The organism is Roseitalea sp. MMSF_3546 (assembly GCF_030732865.1).
Taxonomy (GTDB): Bacteria; Pseudomonadota; Alphaproteobacteria; order Rhizobiales; family Rhizobiaceae; genus Roseitalea.
Genome location: NZ_JASHKB010000009.1, coordinates 115,769 through 132,471 on the forward strand (window position 1 = coordinate 115,769; position 16,703 = coordinate 132,471).

Annotated in this window: 16 protein-coding genes; 10 read left to right on the forward strand and 6 right to left on the reverse strand. The window is 69.0% G+C overall.

What is annotated here, in order from left to right:
• The first annotated feature begins 175 nt into the window (after window positions 1-175).
• From RBB34_RS09580 to RBB34_RS09590, 3 genes are all read left to right on the forward strand, one after another.
• Entirely contained in the window at window positions 176-2,755 is a 2,580-nt protein-coding gene (locus tag RBB34_RS09580) for a DNA translocase FtsK (RefSeq protein WP_306119029.1), read from the forward strand.
• A 110-nt stretch (window positions 2,756-2,865) separates the two neighbouring features.
• Complete coding sequence (locus RBB34_RS09585) at window positions 2,866-3,501, forward strand: outer membrane lipoprotein carrier protein LolA (RefSeq protein WP_306118989.1); 636 nt, start codon at window positions 2,866-2,868, stop codon at window positions 3,499-3,501.
• 149 nt (window positions 3,502-3,650) lie between these two features.
• Window positions 3,651-4,472, forward strand: a complete 822-nt coding sequence (locus RBB34_RS09590) for an exodeoxyribonuclease III (protein ID WP_306118990.1) — start codon at window positions 3,651-3,653, stop codon at window positions 4,470-4,472.
• 53 nt (window positions 4,473-4,525) lie between these two features.
• On the opposite strand, the gene RBB34_RS09595 is transcribed toward RBB34_RS09590, so the two are convergent.
• Window positions 4,526-4,993 (reverse strand): Crp/Fnr family transcriptional regulator, encoded by a 468-nt coding sequence (locus RBB34_RS09595; RefSeq protein ID WP_306118991.1) that lies wholly within the window; start codon window positions 4,991-4,993, stop codon window positions 4,526-4,528.
• Window positions 4,994-5,292: 299 nt separating this feature from the next.
• Window positions 5,293-5,976, reverse strand: coding sequence for a response regulator transcription factor (locus RBB34_RS09600; RefSeq protein WP_306118992.1), 684 nt, complete (start codon window positions 5,974-5,976; stop codon window positions 5,293-5,295).
• 130 nt (window positions 5,977-6,106) lie between these two features.
• On the opposite strand from RBB34_RS09600, the gene RBB34_RS09605 reads away from it, so the two are divergent.
• Window positions 6,107-6,676 carry a L,D-transpeptidase family protein gene (locus tag RBB34_RS09605; RefSeq protein WP_306118993.1) on the forward strand — a complete coding sequence of 190 codons (570 nt, stop codon included), beginning with the start codon at window positions 6,107-6,109 and terminating at the stop codon, window positions 6,674-6,676.
• Here RBB34_RS09605 and RBB34_RS09610 read toward each other — a convergent pair whose 3' ends face one another.
• The 4 genes from RBB34_RS09610 to tsaD form a co-directional block, all read right to left on the reverse strand.
• Complete coding sequence (locus RBB34_RS09610; RefSeq protein ID WP_306118994.1) at window positions 6,677-7,084, reverse strand: DUF1761 domain-containing protein; 408 nt, start codon at window positions 7,082-7,084, stop codon at window positions 6,677-6,679.
• 173 nt (window positions 7,085-7,257) lie between these two features.
• Window positions 7,258-7,689 (reverse strand): EVE domain-containing protein, encoded by a 432-nt coding sequence (locus tag RBB34_RS09615; RefSeq protein WP_306118995.1) that lies wholly within the window; start codon window positions 7,687-7,689, stop codon window positions 7,258-7,260.
• Window positions 7,690-7,691: 2 nt separating this feature from the next.
• Window positions 7,692-8,675 (reverse strand): NAD(P)H-dependent glycerol-3-phosphate dehydrogenase, encoded by a 984-nt coding sequence (locus RBB34_RS09620; RefSeq protein WP_306118996.1) that lies wholly within the window; start codon window positions 8,673-8,675, stop codon window positions 7,692-7,694.
• A complete protein-coding gene (gene tsaD / locus RBB34_RS09625; RefSeq protein ID WP_306118997.1) occupies window positions 8,672-9,754 on the reverse strand; it encodes a tRNA (adenosine(37)-N6)-threonylcarbamoyltransferase complex transferase subunit TsaD in 1,083 nt (360 codons plus the stop codon). Before tsaD ends, RBB34_RS09620 begins: the two co-directional genes overlap by 4 nt.
• Window positions 9,755-9,844: 90 nt before the next feature.
• Here tsaD and hemC point away from each other — a divergent pair, with 90 nt between their 5' ends.
• The 6 genes from hemC to RBB34_RS09655 all read left to right on the forward strand — a co-directional run bounded on the left by hemC (window position 9,845) and on the right by RBB34_RS09655 (window position 16,564).
• Entirely contained in the window at window positions 9,845-10,780 is a 936-nt protein-coding gene (gene hemC / locus RBB34_RS09630; protein ID WP_306118998.1) for a hydroxymethylbilane synthase, read from the forward strand.
• Window positions 10,777-11,526 (forward strand): uroporphyrinogen-III synthase, encoded by a 750-nt coding sequence (locus RBB34_RS09635; protein ID WP_306118999.1) that lies wholly within the window; start codon window positions 10,777-10,779, stop codon window positions 11,524-11,526. The genes hemC and RBB34_RS09635 overlap by 4 nt, the downstream gene beginning before the upstream one ends.
• 94 nt (window positions 11,527-11,620) lie before the next feature.
• The gene (locus tag RBB34_RS09640; RefSeq protein WP_306119000.1) at window positions 11,621-13,261 is read left to right on the forward strand and encodes a mitofilin family membrane protein; all 1,641 of its coding nucleotides are present in this window, start codon (window positions 11,621-11,623) and stop codon (window positions 13,259-13,261) included.
• 22 nt (window positions 13,262-13,283) lie between these two features.
• Window positions 13,284-15,236, forward strand: coding sequence for a heme biosynthesis HemY N-terminal domain-containing protein (locus RBB34_RS09645; RefSeq protein ID WP_306119001.1), 1,953 nt, complete (start codon window positions 13,284-13,286; stop codon window positions 15,234-15,236).
• A 73-nt stretch (window positions 15,237-15,309) separates the two neighbouring features.
• Window positions 15,310-15,801 carry a TerB family tellurite resistance protein gene (locus RBB34_RS09650; RefSeq protein WP_306119002.1) on the forward strand — a complete coding sequence of 164 codons (492 nt, stop codon included), beginning with the start codon at window positions 15,310-15,312 and terminating at the stop codon, window positions 15,799-15,801.
• Window positions 15,791-16,564, forward strand: a complete 774-nt coding sequence (locus RBB34_RS09655) for a glutamine amidotransferase (protein WP_306119030.1) — start codon at window positions 15,791-15,793, stop codon at window positions 16,562-16,564. Before RBB34_RS09650 ends, RBB34_RS09655 begins: the two co-directional genes overlap by 11 nt.
• Window positions 16,565-16,703 lie beyond the last annotated feature (139 nt).

The window sequence follows — 16,703 nt, forward strand, 5'->3', positions numbered from 1 at the left end:
ATGAGAGCCGGCGAGCGCGCGCCGCGCAGATGGTTAATGCCCCCTTTACCATCCCCGCCTACTGTGGCGGCAAACCGACCCGATTGGCACGACCAGGACGCAACGCATGCCGGCCAACCGCGCAGCAAACCCTTCGCTCAGCGGCCACAGCACCAATGGTGCGATCGAGATGGACATGGACCGGCGGGCATCGCGTTGGCCGGTGCCGGCCTGGCTGCGCCGCCAGGGCCGCCGTGCGGGCGGGACCGCGCTGTTGGCCTTCGGCGCATTCCTGATCGCGGCGGTGACCACCTGGAACGTCGCAGACCCCAGCCTGAGCCACGCCACCGACGCGCCGGTCACCAATCTGATGGGCTATCCGGGCGCGGTCGCCGCCGACCTGGCCATGCAGTTCTTCGGCCTTGGTGCGCTCGCCGCACTGGCGCCGATCGGCTTTTGGGGCGTGACATTGCTGCGCCAGGCCGTGCCCGATCTCGCCGCGCGGCGCCTGGGTGCCTGGCTGGCCGGCGTTCTGCTCGCCGCCGCCGCGATCGGCTGCATTCCCGCGCCGGCGAGCTGGCCGCTGCCATCGGGCCTGGGCGGGGCGCTCGGCGACATGGTGCTGCGTCTGCCGGCGCTGTTCCTGGGCGGATATCCGACCGGCTTTGCCGCGTTCGTCATCGCGCTGCTGCTTGCGCCGATGGCCGGCCTGCTGCTGGCGATTGCCGCCGGCTATGGCTGGCGACGGCCCGCATCGCGCGCGCCGGCCGCGGCCGAGGGCCGGCCGGCAGATGCCGATGCCGATGCTGATGCCGATGACGGCCCGGACGGCGCGAGCTTGATCACCATCGGCGCGCTCATGCATGCCTTTTACGCGTTTCGCGCCAATCTGCGCCGGCTGCTGCCCGCGCGGCGGCGCAAGCGACACGAAAGTCAGCTTCGGCACGACGAACCGGCAATGGCCGCGCCCGAGGCGCCGCCGCCGCGTCAGCCGGTGCTGATCGAGCGCCCCGGTTCGCGCATCCCGCCCGCGCCGCCCGCCGAGGACGAAATGGCAACGGCCGAGCAATGGCGCGGCGTCGAGGACTGGGCGCCCCAGCCGGCGCCGGCGCCGCAGGCCGCCGCGCCCGCCGCGAGCGAACCGGCGCCCGACCAGGGCGCATCGCGTGTCGCCGCGCCGGCCCCGCCACCCAAGCCGAGCGTGCGCGTGCAGCGCCAGGCGCAGGCCTCGCTCATCCCCGAGACCGGCTTCGAACTGCCCTCGGTGCATTTTCTGGTCGAGCCGAAAAATGTCGGACGCGACGAGACGCTGTCGGACGACGCGCTCGAACAGAATGCACGCCTGCTCGAGGGCGTGCTCGAGGATTTCGGCGTGCGCGGCGAGATCATCCAGGTCCGTCCGGGCCCCGTGGTGACGCTTTATGAACTGGAGCCGGCGCCGGGCATCAAGTCCTCGCGCGTCATCGGGCTCGCCGAGGACATCGCCCGCTCGATGAGCGCGATTGCCGCGCGCGTCGCCGTGGTGCCCGGCCGCAACGCGATCGGCATCGAACTGCCCAATGAGCGGCGCCAGACCGTCTATCTGCGCGAACTGATCTCCTCGCAGAACTACGACAAGTCCAAGGCCAAGCTGGCGCTGACGCTGGGCAAGACGATCAATGGCGAGGCGGTCATCGCCGACCTCGCCAAGATGCCGCACCTGCTGGTTGCCGGCACCACCGGTTCGGGCAAGTCGGTGGCGATCAACACCATGATCCTGTCGCTACTCTACAAGATGACGCCCGAGCAGTGCCGGCTGATCATGATCGATCCCAAGATGCTCGAACTGTCGGTCTATGACGGCATACCGCATCTGCTCACGCCGGTCGTCACCGATCCCAAGAAGGCCGTCGTCGCGCTCAAATGGACCGTGCGCGAGATGGAGAGCCGCTACAAGAACATGTCCAAGCTCGGCGTGCGCAACATTGACGGGTTCAACGCGCGCATCCGCGAGGCCGAAAGCAAGGGCGAGCAGCTCAGCCGCACCGTGCAGACCGGTTTCGACCGCGACACCGGCGAGGCGATCTACGAGACCGAGACCCTCGATCTGGAGCCGATGCCCTATATCGTCGTGATCATCGACGAGATGGCCGACCTGATGATGGTCGCCGGCAAGGACATCGAGGGCGCGGTTCAGCGCCTTGCGCAGATGGCGCGCGCCGCCGGCATCCATGTCATCATGGCGACCCAGCGGCCCTCGGTCGATGTCATCACCGGCACGATCAAGGCCAATTTCCCCACACGGATCTCCTTCCAGGTCACCTCCAAGATCGACAGTCGCACCATCCTTGGCGAGCAGGGCGCCGAACAGCTTCTGGGCATGGGCGACATGCTCTACATGGCCGGCGGCGGGCGCATCCAGCGCGTGCATGGGCCTTTCGTGTCCGACGAGGAGGTCGAGGACATCGTCCGGCACCTGAAGGCGCAAGGCGTGCCGCAATATCTCGAAGCGGTCACCGAGGAGGACGAGGACGATGCGAGCGATGGCGGCGCGGGCGGCGGCGCCTCCGATGGCGATGCGCAGGGCGCCGATCCCTACGATCAGGCCGTGGCCATCGTGATCCGCGACCGCAAGGCCTCGACCAGCTATATCCAGCGCCGCCTGGGCATCGGCTACAACCGGGCCGCCACGCTGATCGAACGCATGGAGCAGGAGGGCGTGATCAGCCCGGCCAACCATGCCGGCAAGCGCGAGATCCTGGTGCCGTCCGAGGACGAGCAGATGGCCGGCATGTGAGCGAATGCACCGACATTGCCCCGGCCCCGCCACAGGATAGCCAAAGTGTCTGCGTAGCGCCTGCAATCAACTGGGTCCGAGAACCGACCGAAAGACCGATGATGAAAACCATGCCCCGCATTACCCGTTTGAGCCGCCGCGCCGCGCTGGCGGCCGCCATCGGCACCGCCGCGACGCTTGCCCTGCCCGGCCCGTCCCTTGCCCAGGCGCCCGGCGCTGCCCAGGAAATCGCCAACCATTTCACGCGTGTGCGCACAATGATGGGCGAGTTCGTCCAGTTCGGACCGTCGGGCGAACAGACCGGCGGCCGTTTCTTCATCGAGCGCCCGGGCCGCGTCCTGTTCCTCTACGAGGAGCCGTCCAACATCCGCGTGGTGGCCGATGGCGACAACGTCGTGGTCAACAACAAGAAGCTCAGCACCTGGGACATCTATCCGCTCGGCAAGACCCCGCTCAATCTGATCCTTGGCGACCGCATCGACCTTGGCGGCGGCCGCGTCGTCAGCGTCACCGAGGACGACGATCTGACCACCATCGTCATGCAGGACAAGCAGGTCTTCGGCGACAGCCAGATCACCATGATGTTCGACCCGCAGAGCTACGATCTGCGTCAGTGGACGATCCGCGACGCCAAGGGCCAGGACACCACGGTGATGATCTACAATGTCCGCAAGGGCGTGACCTTCGGCCCGGACACCTTCGAGATCGACTACAACCGCATCCGCCGCGAGCGCGCGAGCCGCTAACGGCCCGATAGCGGCATCTGCGTTCCATCGGTGCCGCACGCGATAAGCTGTGCGCGGCACCGGTCGCGCCGGGTCCCCCGCTTGCCGGCCCGCGCCCCGTTGCCTACAGATCCGGTCCAGCAAAGCCTCACTGCCGCATGGAGCCGGAATTGCGCGCGTCCTCGACCCTGACCGTTGCCACCTGGAACATAAACTCCGTGCGGCTGCGCCAGGGCCTTCTTGAGCGCTTTGTGCTCGAGCATGAACCCGACATCGTGTGCCTGCAGGAGACCAAGTGCCAGAACGGCCAGTTTCCCGCCGCACCGTTCCGCAAGCTCGGCTACGAGCACATCGCGCTCAACGGGCAGAAGGGCTATCACGGTGTCGCCACGCTTTCGCGGTTGCCGCTGGCACAGATCCAGTGCCGGAGCTTTTGCGGGATCGGCGATTCGCGGCACGTCGAATGCGTCGTCGAGATCGCCGGTCGGCGCATTCGCCTGCACAATTTCTACGTTCCGGCGGGCGGCGACGAGCCCGATCGCGATGTGAACCCGAAATTTGCGCACAAGCTCGATTTCCTCGAGGAAATGCGCTGCGTGACGACCGATGCGGGCACCCATGACGCCGCGCTTCTGGTCGGCGATCTCAACATCGCCCCGCTCGAGAACGATGTGTGGTCGCACAGGCAACTGCTGAAGGTGGTCAGCCACACGCCGGTCGAGACCGAGACGCTGGAGGACTTGCGGCGGAAGGCCGGCTGGACCGACCTGATGCGCACGCGCATCCCGCCCGAGGAAAAGCTCTATACCTGGTGGAGCTATCGGGCGCGCGACTGGCAGGCCTCCAACCGCGGCCGCCGGCTCGACCACATCTGGGGCACGCCGAACCTGGTCTCGCCAATGTCTGACCTGCGCGTTCTCACCCAGGCGCGCGGCTGGCCAAAGCCGTCCGATCACGTGCCGGTGATCGCCCGTTTCGCGCTGGGCGCCTGACGTCGCGGACACGGAGGCCGGCAGGGCTGTCGCGGATCCGCTCGGCTCGCGACCTACAGATCGACGGACTTGCGGAAGCTGCGTTCGAGTTCGGTGATCCGGCGCAGAAAGGCCGACAGTTCGTCGCGCATGATGTCGTGGATCGCGAGCGCGGTGTCCGGATACTCGCCGAGCATGCGCTTGAAGATCGATCGGCTCACGCGGAACAGTTCGGCATCGGTCCTGGCAACCGCTCCGGTCATGCGCTCGGTTTCGGTGATCAGCGCGAACTGGCCGAGCACCTCTCCGGCGGCGGCCGTGTCCAGCGCGACGTCCTTGCCGCGAATGCGCCGCGTCAGGTCGATTTCGCCACGCACGATGACATAGCCGCATTCGGCCGGATCGTTCTGGACGTAGAGCGTTTGCCCGGCGGTCAACTGGACCCGCTCCGCGCCGAAAGCCAGGAGCCGCAATTGATCCTGGTCCAGATGCTCAAAGAGCGTTGCGGCCGAAAGGGCGCGTATGTCATCTTCGAGCGTCACGGAACCGCCCCGCCCCCGATCGTTTGCGAATCAAGCTGTTACATGAGCGTAGCAGAAATAAAAAGGGGAGCGCCGCCCCCGGCAAGTCGATCTGCGCGTCGAGCCAGTTTCGCATCCGATGCCAGGGCCACCGGGACCTTCCGACATCGATTGGCGGATCGAAAGCCCCGCTCAAATCAATGCGTTACCAGTGACCCGCCAAACCCGGCATCCGCATCGGCGAGCGCTGCGGAGGCGATGCACGCGCCGGGATCGGTTCGGCCGGGCGGTTCGCACGGCGTCCGGCTGCCCCGTTGGGCTCACGGTACCAGCTTGTAGCCGCCGCTTTCGGTCACCAGGATCGCCGCGTTGGAGGGGTCGCGCTCGATCTTCTGGCGCAGCCGGTAGACATGGGTTTCCAGCGTGTGCGTCGTCACGCCCGAATTGTAGCCCCAGACCTCCTCGAGCAGCGTGTCGCGCGTGACGACCTGTGCGCCGGCGCGATAAAGATACTTGATGATCGCCGCTTCCTTTTCGGTCAGGCGCACCTTCTTGCCATTGCCGTCGATCAGCATCTTCTGGCTCGGCGTGAAGGTGTAGGGGCCCACCGCGAAGGTCGCGTCCTCGCTCTGTTCGTGCTGGCGCAACTGCGCGCGGATACGCGCCAGCAGCACGGCGAACTTGAAGGGCTTGGTGACATAGTCGTTGGCGCCGGCCTCCAGCCCCAGGATCGTGTCCGAATCGGTATCGTGCCCGGTCAGCATGATCACCGGCGCCTTGAACCCGCCCTTGCGCAGGATCTTGACCGCCTCGCGCCCGTCCATGTCGGGCAGGCCGACATCCATGACGATCAGGTCGATCATGGCCGACCGCGCCGCCTCGATTCCCTTGGCCGCGGTCTGGGCCTGAATGACGTCGAATTCCTCGTACAGCGACAATTGCTCGACGAGGACATCGCGCAGATCGTCGTCGTCATCGACCAGCAACAGCGTCCGTGTCGTCATCTTGCACCCCTTGAGCTTCGGGCCGCGCCCGCAGCGAATCGTCCCTGACGGCCTTTTCGCCCGCCGTTTTGGCATCTTAGCGACAAAAGTGATCTCAACAAATGCTCAACTTTGCGTGTATGAGCGGGCCATGCCCGAATGCACCACGACAACCGGACCGATCGGGCGCACCGTGCTGCGCCGGCTGGTGGTGCGGCGCGCGCCGGGCCGGCCGAGCATCGGCCTGCTCGCCGCCGGCGGTCGGGTGCTGCCCTGCGCATTGGGGCGCAGCGGCACGACCACGCGCAAGCGCGAGGGCGACGGCGCAACCCCTGGCTACGCCGTGCTGCGCCCGCTGTGGGCCTACTGGCGGGCCGATCGCGGAGGACGGCCGGCCACGGCGTTGCCCGTGCGACGGACAGCGCACACCGATGGCTGGTGCGATGCGCCCGGCCATCCCGCCTACAACCGGCCCGTGCGCCTGCCCTTTGTCGCCTCGCACGAGACGATATGGCGGACCGACCATCTCTACGACATCTGCGTCGTGCTCGACTGGAACGTGGTTCCGGGTCGCCGGCGCAATGCCGGCTCGGCGATCTTCATGCATCTTGTCCGGCCCGGCTATGCGCCAACGGCCGGCTGCATCGCCCTTGCGCGGGACGATCTTGTCTGGCTGCTGGCCCGCATGGACCGGCACACCCGCATCGCCGTGTGCGGGTGATCACACGCCCATGAAGCCGATCACCGCGCCCATGAGCAGCGCCACGATCAGCCAGTGCGCGCCGTCGATCAGCGTCAGGTCCCAGCGCGCGCCCTGGTAGCGGTGGTTGACCAGCATCGCCGTGATGATGAAGCCGAGCCACACCAGCCCCCCGGAAATGACGCCGTTTCGCACCGTCACCCGGCCATCGCCCAGATGGCCGATCACGCCCGCCAGCACATAGGCCATGACAAGCAGGCTCACCGCCGTCGTCACGAACAGGGTCGGCGTGAATGCCGCCTGCTCGGGCGTCAGGCCCGCCGCCTTCATCCAGGCCCGGGACAGCGCGCCGTAATAGACCGCGCCGAACACGAAGGCCGCCAATGCCGCAAGCCCGACGGCGAGATAGTTCATTCCCGCAAATTCCATGGCCGTCTCCTCCACCGCCATCGCCCCTGTGCGATGAAACGCCGCACCGGCGCGCGAATCAAGCCCGCGCCTCACGCATCAGCCGGCCGAACCGGCGAGCAAGGCGCCGATCGCGGTCGCACGCGCGCGGTCCGCACGGGCACGCTCGCCCGGAAACGGTCATCGGGACACGGTCATCTGGGTGGATCGTCGAGGCCGCCCATGCGGCAGACTTCGAGCCACTCGTCCTCGGTGACCGGTTGCACCGAAAGCCGCATGGAGGTCACCAGCGCCATCTCCGAGAGCCTGGGATTGGCCTTGACCGCCTTGAGCGTCACCGGCTGCGGCATGTCGCACACCGCCCTGACGTCCACGCACTCCCAGCGCGGATCGTCGGTGGTCGAATCGGGATGGATCTCCTTGCAGATCTCGACGATGCCGACGATCTGAAGACCCTCGTTGGAGTGATAGAAGAACGCCTTGTCGCCCAGCTTCATCGCCCGCATGTTGTTGCGCGCCTGGTAGTTGCGAATGCCGTCCCATTCCTCGCCCGCCGCGCCCCTGGCCTTCTGCTGCTCCCAGGACCACTTGAACGGTTCGGATTTGAAGAGCCAGTACTGGGCCATGGTCATCCTTGTCGAAGTTCGGGTCGGATCGGGCGCGCCAGCAATGTCGCGATGGCGATGTCGACGTCAAGCCTGCCCGAAAGGATCGCCGCCACCGTGGCGATGATCGGCGCGTCGATGCCGTGCTGGCGCGCGATCCGGTCCGCGATGGCCGCCGTGGGCACGCCCTCGGCCAGTTTCAGCCCGGATGGATCCTCGCCGCGGCCGATGGCCCGACCATAGGTGAAATTGCGCGACTGCGCCGACGCGCAGGTCAGGATCAGGTCGCCCAGCCCGGACAGGCCGGACAGCGTCTCCGCCCGGGCGCCCAGCGCCATGGCGAGCCGCGACATTTCTGCAAATCCCCGCGTCGTCAGCGCCGCCAGCGCGCTCGCGCCGAGCCGGCGCCCGTCGACGATGCCGGCGGCGATCGCCAGCACGTTCTTGAGCGCTCCGCCCTGCTCGACCCCGACCGGATCGTCGCTCGCATAGCAGCGCAGGCCCGGCCGCGACAGCGCCCGGCTGGCCGCCAGCGCGGCCTCCAGATCGTCCATGGCGACCGTCACCGCGGTCGGCAGGCCGGCGCTCACATCGGCGGCGAAGCTCGGTCCGGACAGCACGGCGTGGCGGTGGCCCGGCGCGATCTCGCCCATGACCTCGGTCATCGTCCGCCCGGTCTCGCGCTCGATGCCCTTGGCGCAGGAGACCAGCAGCGCGCCCGGTGGCACACGGCCGGCCATTTCGCCAAGCACGGCGCGCAGTGTCTGCGCCGGAACCGCGAACAGCACATGCTCGGCGCCGGCCAGCGCTTCGGCGGCATCGGTCGTCGCACCGATGGCCGCGGGCAGTTCGATATTGCCAAGATAGTATGTGTTGCGGCGTCTGGCGTTGACTTCGGCGATGACGCCGCCATCGCGCCCCCACAGCGTGCACGGCGCCGCGCCGCGCGCCATGGCGGCTGCCAGCGCCGTGCCCCAGGCACCCGCCCCGATCACCGCCACGCTCATGCCTTGGCCCCCTTGCGGCCCGCGCCGATCAGCGGCGCGGCCGCCTCATCGAGCGGCCATCGCGGCCGCGGCGGCGCATCGAGCGGCGTCCTCGCGCCCTGGCGGAAATGTTCGAGCCCTGCCCAGGCGATCATCGCGGCATTGTCGGCGCACAGCGCCATGGGCGGAGCGAAGAAGGCGAAGCCGTGCACCCGGCAAAGCGCCTCGAGCATGGACCTGATGGCACCATTGGCCGCCACGCCGCCGGCGACGACCAGCGTCGGATTGGGCGCGGAGATCTCGTTTCGGTATCGCTGCAGGCTGCGCGTCACGCGATCCTCCAGCGTGTCGACCACCGCAGCCTGGAACGAGGCGCAAAGATCGTCGATGTCGGTGTCGCCGAGCGTGCCCAGTTCGCCGGCACGCTGGCGCAGCGCGGTCTTCAGTCCCGAAAACGAAAAATCGGGCCGCGCTTCGCCCCTGAGCGGGCGCGGCAGGTCGAAGCGCGCCGGGTCGCCCCGCGCCGCGCGCGCCTCGACCTGCGGGCCGCCCGGATAGGGCAGGCCGAGCAGCTTGGCCGTCTTGTCGAAGGCTTCGCCGAGCGCGTCGTCGATCGTCGTCGCCCAGCGTTCGTAATCGCCGAGCCCGCGCACCAGCAGCATCTGCGTGTGTCCGCCCGATACGAGCAGCAGCAGATAGGGAAATGCGAGCCCGTCGGTCAGGCGCGGGGTCAGCGCATGCCCCTCGAGGTGATTGACCGCCACGAACGGCTTGCCGCGCGCCATCGCGATCGCCTTGGCCGTCATCGTGCCGACGATCAGTCCGCCGATCAGCCCCGGTCCGGCCGTTGCCGCCACCGCGTCGATCCGGTCCCAGCCGGTTTCGGCCCGTTCCAGCGCGCCCGCGATCACCCCGTCGAGCTTTTCGACATGGGCACGCGCGGCGATCTCCGGCACCACGCCGCCGAAAGCGGCATGCTCGGCAAACTGGCTGTAGACGACATTGGCGAGGATTTCGCCGCTCGGCGCGTTCTTGGCGGCGCGCACCACCGCCGCGGCCGTCTCGTCGCAGCTCGTCTCAATGCCGAGAACCGTCGTCATCGTCCACGCTCGCCAAAGGACCGATTGCCGCGCACCGTCTTCGGGGTTAGGGATTGGCCCGCCTATCACGGATCGGGGAGCAAGCAAACATTGGCGCACGCATTCGGCAAGGTCAGGATCGGCACGCGCGGCAGCCCGCTGGCGCTCGCCCAGGCGCATGAAGTGCGCGACCGCCTGGTGGCGGCGCATGGCACCGATCCGCAGGCGATCGAGATCGTGGTGATCTCCACCGCAGGCGACCGCATCCTCGACCGCCCGCTCGCCGAGGTCGGCGGCAAGGGCCTGTTCACCGAGGAGATCGAGGCCAGGCTGGCCAGCGGCGAGATCGACATCGCCGTCCATTCGTCAAAGGACATGCCGACGGCCCTGCCCGAAGGGCTCGCCCTGACCGCCTTTCTGGCACGCGAGGATCCGCGCGACGCCTTTATCGGCAAGGCCGCGCCGAGCCTGGGCGAATTGCCGCAGGGCGCGGTGGTCGGCACGTCGTCGCTGCGCCGGCAGGCGCTGGTGCGCCGCGCCCGGCCCGATGTCACCGTCGTCGAGTTTCGCGGCAATGTGCAGACACGCCTGAAGAAGCTCGCCGACGGCGTCGCGGACGCCACGCTTCTGGCCAATGCCGGCCTGAGGCGGCTGGGAATGTCCGACGTGATCACCGATCTGATCGACATGACCGTGTTTCCGCCCGCCCCCGGCCAGGGCGCGATCTGCATCGAGGGGCGCGCCGGCGATGCGCGCACGGACGCGCTGGTCGAACCGCTCGATGATCGGGCCACGCACGCCGCGCTGACATGCGAACGTGCCTTTCTCGCCGCGCTGGACGGCTCCTGCCGCACGCCGATCGCCGGTCACGCGCGCATCGACGGCGAGACCATCGATTTTGCCGGCACGATCCTGACGCCCGATGGCAGCCGGTCCCATGATGTCGCGATGAGCGGGCCGCTCGGCGACCCCGCCGGGCTCGGCCGCCGCGCCGGCGAGGACGTCCGCGCCCGGGCCGGCGAGAGCTTCTTCGAAAGCTGGACATGACCGCCGGGCGGCGGCCGACCGTCCTCGTCACCCGGCCCCAGCCGGGCGCCGCGCGGACCGCGACCGTTCTGCGCGCGGCCGGTTTCGAACCGCTCGTCCTGCCCTTCACCGAAATCGCGCCGCTGGCGGTCGACCCCGCTGCCATCGATGCGGCGCGAAAGGCCGGTGGCGTGGCGGTCACCAGCGCCAATGCCATCGCGCAAGCGCCGCCGCCCCTGCTCGGCGCCATTGCCGGCAGGCCGGTCTTCGCGGTGGGCGAGGCGACGGCGCGCAAGGCACGCAAAGCCGGTCTCGCGCCGGTCGTCTCGGCCGATGGCGACGCCACCGATCTCGCCCGGCTTGTCGATGCGCAAAGCGCGCCGTCGGCGCGCGTCGCCTATCTGTGCGGACGCATCCGCACCGGCGCGCTGGAAACCGCGCTCGCGGCAACGGGCCGCGACATCGTGCTGGTGGAGACCTACCAGGCCAAGAAAGTCAGCGGCCTGACTGACAAATGGCGGGAATTGGTCCAAAGCCGCAAAGTCGACGCGATCCTGTTGCATTCCGGGCTCGCCGCACGGATAGCGGTGCAGCTTCTGGACGCCGACAGCGAGCGCCAAGGTGCTGCGAATGTTGATTTTTTCGCGATATCCGAGCGCGTTGGCCGGGAGCTCTGCGACGCTGCGAAGGCGCGGCTGCACATCGCACGGGCCCCGCGCGAGGATGCGCTGATCGCTGCGCTCGGGGCCGTCTATGCCAGGCCATGAGCATCGCATCGACCGATGTGGCTTTCGCTGCGCGTTCAGCGTGCTACAAACGCCTTGCGAAGGCCCGCGATCGGACGGTTAGACGGAGGCGACTATGGCGAAGCGGACAAGACCATCGGAGGGCGTCGGCCGCACGTCGACGCGCAAGCCGGTGACGATCGATCTTGAAGCCGAGCGCGTTCAGGACAAGCCCTCCGGGCCCGACGAGGCCGCCGAACACACCGATCCCGACACGAACGAGCGGGCCGAGACCGAAACCGCCGCCGCGCCCGGTGACCCGGCACCCGAGCCCGTTGCGCTCGGCACCTCGCCCGGCACGGCAGACGAAGCCGACAAGGCCGACGATACGCAAACGAGCGGGTCCGAAGGCACCGGCCCCCGGCCCTGGCAGGCAAGCCACACCGACGAGCAAGGCGATGGCGATGACGAGCCGCAGGCACGCCCGTCGGCCTCCGGCCGTGGCGAAGAGGCGCCGCCGCCCCAGCGCCGTCGCGGCGGGTTGGGTGCAGTGCTCGGCGGCATCATTGGCGGCCTGATCGCGCTGGCCGGCGCCGCCGGTCTGCAATGGGGCGGCGTCCTGCCCTCGCTCGCGCCGCAGCCCGAACCGCCCGCGCCGGTCGACCTGACCCCGCTGCAGGGCGAGATCGCCCAGCTCGAAGGCCGCATCGACGACCTTGCGGCCGCCCAGGACGCCCCGGCGCCGCCCGTCGAGATCCCTCCGGAGATCACCGAACGCATCGAGGCGGCCAATCAGGCCGCGCAGAGCGCCGGGAGCCAGGCGGCCGAGGCGCAGTCGGCCATCGACACGCTCGCCGGGCAGGTCCAGCAATTGCGCAGCGCGATTTCGGCCGGCGAAGCCGGTGAAGGCGCCGGCCTCGGCGCCCTGGCGAGCCGCGTCGACGCGCTCGAGCCGGAAATCGCGCAACTGGCCGAGCAGGTCGACCGGCTTGCGAGCGCGGCCGCCGAAACGCCCGGCGGCCAGGCGCTGTCCGACATCGAAGCCGCGCTCGAGGCGACCTCGGGCAATGTCGAGGCCCTGCGCGCCGATGTCGAGGCCCTTGGCGGCGATGTCGGAACGCTGGACGAGGAGGTCGCCGCGCTGCGCACAAGGCTCGGCGAACAGCTTGCCGCGCTCGGCGAGCGGGTCGCGGACAACCAGGCCGCCATTGCCCAGGCACAGCAGCGCATCGAGGAGGGCGGCGCCGATTCCTCCGCCGTCGCCCGCGCCATCGCCGCCACCGCGCTGAAGACGGCCATCGACCGTGGCAGCGCATTCATGTCCGAACTGGAAACCTATGCCTCCACCGCCGGCGAGGACGAGACGGTGGCCGCGCTGCGCGACTTCGCCGCCTCGGGCGTGCCGACGGTCAGCCAGCTCGTCGACCGCTTCGACGCGGTCGCAAGCCGCATCGTCGCCACCGGCCAGGGGCTGGACGAGGACGCCTCGCTCGCCGACCGGCTGATGTCGAGCGCCCGCTCGCTGGTGCAGGTGCGCCCGGTCGGCGAAACCGCCGGCGAAACGCCCGGAGCGATCGCCGCGCGCATCGAAACGCGTCTGAAAGCTGGCGAACTCGAAGCGGCGATCGCCCAGTGGGAGACGCTGCCCGACGCCGCCAGGCGTGTTTCGGACGACTTCATGGAGCAGGTGCGCGCAAGGCTGACCGTCGATCAGCTCGTCGCCGGCGCGCTCGACACCGCGATGGCGGCCGCGCCGCCTGCCACACCGTCCCAGTAAGCGAGCGCGAGGGGGTTTCGTCATGATCAAGGTCCTGATCTTCATCACCCTGGTCTTCGCGCTCGGCTTCGGCTTCGCCTGGCTGGCCGACATGCCGGGCACGGTCGAGATCACCGTCGCCGACCAGCTGATCACCGTCTCGCTGATGGTCGCCGCGATCGGCATCGTCGCGGTCGTCGCCGCCATCATGCTCGCCTGGTGGCTGATCCGCGTCGTCTTCACCTCGCCCCAGCGCATGCAGCGCTTCTTCCGGGCGCGGCGGCGCGACCGTGGCTATCAGTCGCTGTCCACCGGCATCATCGCCGCGGGCGCCGGCGACAGCGCCACCTCGCGCCGCATGCTCAAGCAGGCGAACGGCCTGCTCGACGCACGCTCCGAGCCGCTGATCCAGCTTCTCGATGCCCAGGCCACCCTGCTCGAGGGCGATCACACCCAGGCGCGCGCCAAGTTCGAGGCGATGCTGGAGGATCCCGAACTGCGCACCCTGGGCATGCGCGGGCTGTATATGGAGGCGCAGCGCCTGGGCGATCGCGACGCCCAGCGCCACTATGCCGAAAAGGCGGCCGAGCTGGCACCGCAGCTGGTCTGGGCCGGCAAGGCGGCCATCGACCTGAAGACCGCTTCCGGCGACTGGGAGGGCGCGATCCGGCTTCTGGACAAGCAGAAGCAGGCCAAACAGCTTTCCAAGGAAGAAGCCAACCGCAAGCGCGCCGTGCTGCTCACCGCGCTCGCCATGGATTGCCTCGAGACAGACACCGCGCGGGCCAAGCAGTCCGCGCTGGAGGCCCACAAGCTCGAGCCGGGCTTCGCGCCGGCCGCGACCACCGCCGCCCAGGCCGCCTTCCGGCTCGGCGAGATGCGCCGCGGCGTCAAGGTGCTCGAGACCACCTGGCGCAAGTCGCCCCATCCCGATGTGGCGCTTGCCTATGTCAACGCCCGGCCGGGCGATTCCGCCCTCGATCGCCTCAAGCGCGCCCAGCGCCTTGAATCGATCAAGCCCAACAATACCGAGTCCTCGCTCATCGTCGCGCAGATGGCGATGGAAGCGGGCGAGTTCGAAACCGCCCGCAAGGCCGCGGCGTTCGTGCTGCGCAACGAGCCGCGCGAAAGCGCTTTCATGCTGATGGCCGACATCGAGGATGCCGAGACCGGCGATCAGGGCAAGGTGCGCGAATGGCTGTCGCGCGCGGTGCGCGCGCCGCGCGACCCGGCCTGGACGGCCGACGGCTATGTCGCCGAGAAATGGGCGCCCTTCTCTCCGGTCACCGGCCGCATCGACGCCTTTGCGTGGAAGGTGCCGGTCGAGCGCATCGGCCCGACCATCGAGAACGATCTCGACCCCATGGTGCCGGGCACGCCCTCCGACCGCGGACCTCGGACCGGAACGGACGAAGCGGCCATGGTGACCCTGCCGCCAGCGCCCGCGCCCGCCGAACCGGCCCGGCCCGAACCCGAACCGGTGCGGACCATCGCCGCCCCGGTCGACCTGTCCGAGCGCGTCAGGGCCGCCCGCAGTGAACGCGCGCACGGCCCGGCCGGTGCCGACGGCGAATCCGAACCGGCCGAAGGCACCGCGCAGGACGAACCGGCAACCATCGATGCCGGAACGGCAGGGGACGGCGCCAACGAGCCGTCCGATGGTTCGACCGGCGGCGAACCGGCCCCGCAAACGCCGCCCCGGCCGGCCGCGCGGGAGGACAGCGACGAGCCCGCTCGAGAGCCGGCGCAGCCAGGCGCAAGCGCCGATCGTCCCGGCGGCACCGGCAATCGGGAGCCGGCGCCGGCCGACCACACCGAACCCGGACCCGATGGCGAGACCGGAAAGACCGGGGCACGCCCGGCGGCGGCCAATGGCGAGGCCGGGGCGGACAAGTCCGAAACGGATGACGGGCCCGTCAAGCCGCCCATTCCCGACGATCCGGGCGTGGATCCCGACAGTGAACCGGACCGTCCGCGACGCTTCCGGTTGTTTTAGCGACGACAGCCCATAGATTGGAGCGGATGAGGGGCCGCAAGACCCGCCGACCGATCCAGCCGAAGGCGCCGCCATGCTCGACCGATTTCGATCCTTCGTCCGCGAGCTCATCGACAATGCGGACGCAGACCCGCGCGAGGACGCGCCCGACAGCCCGCAGCTCGCCGCCGCCGCGCTGATGTATCACGTCATCCAGGCGGACGGCGTGCTGCGGCCGATCGAGCGACAGCGCTTTGCCGATGTGCTCACCGAGGAATACCAGCTCGAGGAGGGCGAGCTTCGCCGGCTCATGGAGGCGGCGCGCGAGGCCGACAGCGAGGCCGTGGATCTTTACCGCTTCACCTCGGTCCTGATGGACACGATGCGTGAGGACCAGCGCATCGGCTTCATCGAACTGCTCTGGGAGATGGTCTATGCGGACGGCTATCGTCACGAACTGGAGGACAATGTCGTCTGGCGCATTTCCGAGCTTCTGGGCGTCAGCGGCCGCGACCGCGTGCTGATGCGCCAGCGCGTGCAGGAAAGGCACGGCATCGACGGCAGTGACGGTGGCGATGAGGCTTGAGCCGGGCATCGCTGCGCTGTCCGGCAAGGCGGGCGTTGCGCCCACGGCCGAGCCGTCGGCGAAGAAGCCGGTCCTGATCATCCTGCATCAGGAGCGTTCCTCGCCCGGCCGCGTCGGCCAGCTTCTGCAAGCGCGCGGCCATGGATTGGACATTCGCCGGCCGCCATTGGGCGATGCGCTGCCCGAAACGCTCGCGCACCATGCCGGCGCGGTGATGTTCGGCGGCCCGATGAGCGCCAACGATCCCGACGAGTTCGTCAAGCGCGAGACCGACTGGCTCGCCGTGCCGCTCGCCGAGGACAAGCCCTTCTTCGGCATCTGCCTTGGCGCGCAGATGCTCGTCAACCATCTTGGCGGCCGCGTGGATGGCCACCGTGAGGGCCATGTCGAGATCGGCTGGTATCCGCTCGAGCCCACCGAGGCCGGCCGCAGACTGATGGACTGGCCGGACATGATCTACCAGTTCCACCGCGAGGGCTTCACGCTGCCGTCGGGCGCCGAGCATCTGGCGACCGCCCAGACCTATCCCAACCAGGCCTTCCGTTACGGCGACAATGCCTGGGGCGTGCAGTTCCATGCCGAACTGACCCAGACGATGATGCACCGCTGGGTGGTCCATGGTGCCCACCGCTTCGACCTGCCCGGCGCGCAGCCTGGCCGCGCCCATCTTCAGGGACGCCTGCACCACGACCACAAGGTGCTGCGCTGGCTCGAGGACTTTCTCGATATCGTCTTCGAGCGCGAGGACGTCTCGGCTCGCTGACCGGCTGCCGCGGCTCCCTGCCGAATTCGCTCGCGGCCGGTCTGGCATCGAAACGGCCTTCCCGGTCCGACCACCTTGACGCCCGCTGCGCAATAGCGCTGGCCAAGACGGCCCGCTGCCACTATATGCGCCGCAACAA

Excerpts from the sequence above, each read along its gene's own strand:
- RBB34_RS09605 (WP_306118993.1), top strand. The coding sequence starts at position 6,107 with ATGCCCGAATGCACCACGACAACCGGACCGATCGGGCGCACCGTGCTG.
- RBB34_RS09635 (WP_306118999.1), top strand. The coding sequence starts at position 10,777 with ATGACCGCCGGGCGGCGGCCGACCGTCCTCGTCACCCGGCCCCAGCCG.
- RBB34_RS09580 (WP_306119029.1), top strand. The coding sequence starts at position 176 with ATGGACCGGCGGGCATCGCGTTGGCCGGTGCCGGCCTGGCTGCGCCGC.
- RBB34_RS09655 (WP_306119030.1), top strand. The coding sequence starts at position 15,791 with ATGAGGCTTGAGCCGGGCATCGCTGCGCTGTCCGGCAAGGCGGGCGTT.
- RBB34_RS09600 (WP_306118992.1), bottom strand. The coding sequence starts at position 5,976 with ATGACGACACGGACGCTGTTGCTGGTCGATGACGACGACGATCTGCGC.
- RBB34_RS09620 (WP_306118996.1), bottom strand. The coding sequence starts at position 8,675 with ATGAGCGTGGCGGTGATCGGGGCGGGTGCCTGGGGCACGGCGCTGGCA.
- RBB34_RS09650 (WP_306119002.1), top strand. The coding sequence starts at position 15,310 with ATGCTCGACCGATTTCGATCCTTCGTCCGCGAGCTCATCGACAATGCG.
- RBB34_RS09645 (WP_306119001.1), top strand. The coding sequence starts at position 13,284 with ATGATCAAGGTCCTGATCTTCATCACCCTGGTCTTCGCGCTCGGCTTC.
- RBB34_RS09615 (WP_306118995.1), bottom strand. The coding sequence starts at position 7,689 with ATGGCCCAGTACTGGCTCTTCAAATCCGAACCGTTCAAGTGGTCCTGG.
- RBB34_RS09585 (WP_306118989.1), top strand. The coding sequence starts at position 2,866 with ATGCCCCGCATTACCCGTTTGAGCCGCCGCGCCGCGCTGGCGGCCGCC.
- RBB34_RS09640 (WP_306119000.1), top strand. The coding sequence starts at position 11,621 with ATGGCGAAGCGGACAAGACCATCGGAGGGCGTCGGCCGCACGTCGACG.
- tsaD (WP_306118997.1), bottom strand. The coding sequence starts at position 9,754 with ATGACGACGGTTCTCGGCATTGAGACGAGCTGCGACGAGACGGCCGCG.
- RBB34_RS09610 (WP_306118994.1), bottom strand. The coding sequence starts at position 7,084 with ATGGAATTTGCGGGAATGAACTATCTCGCCGTCGGGCTTGCGGCATTG.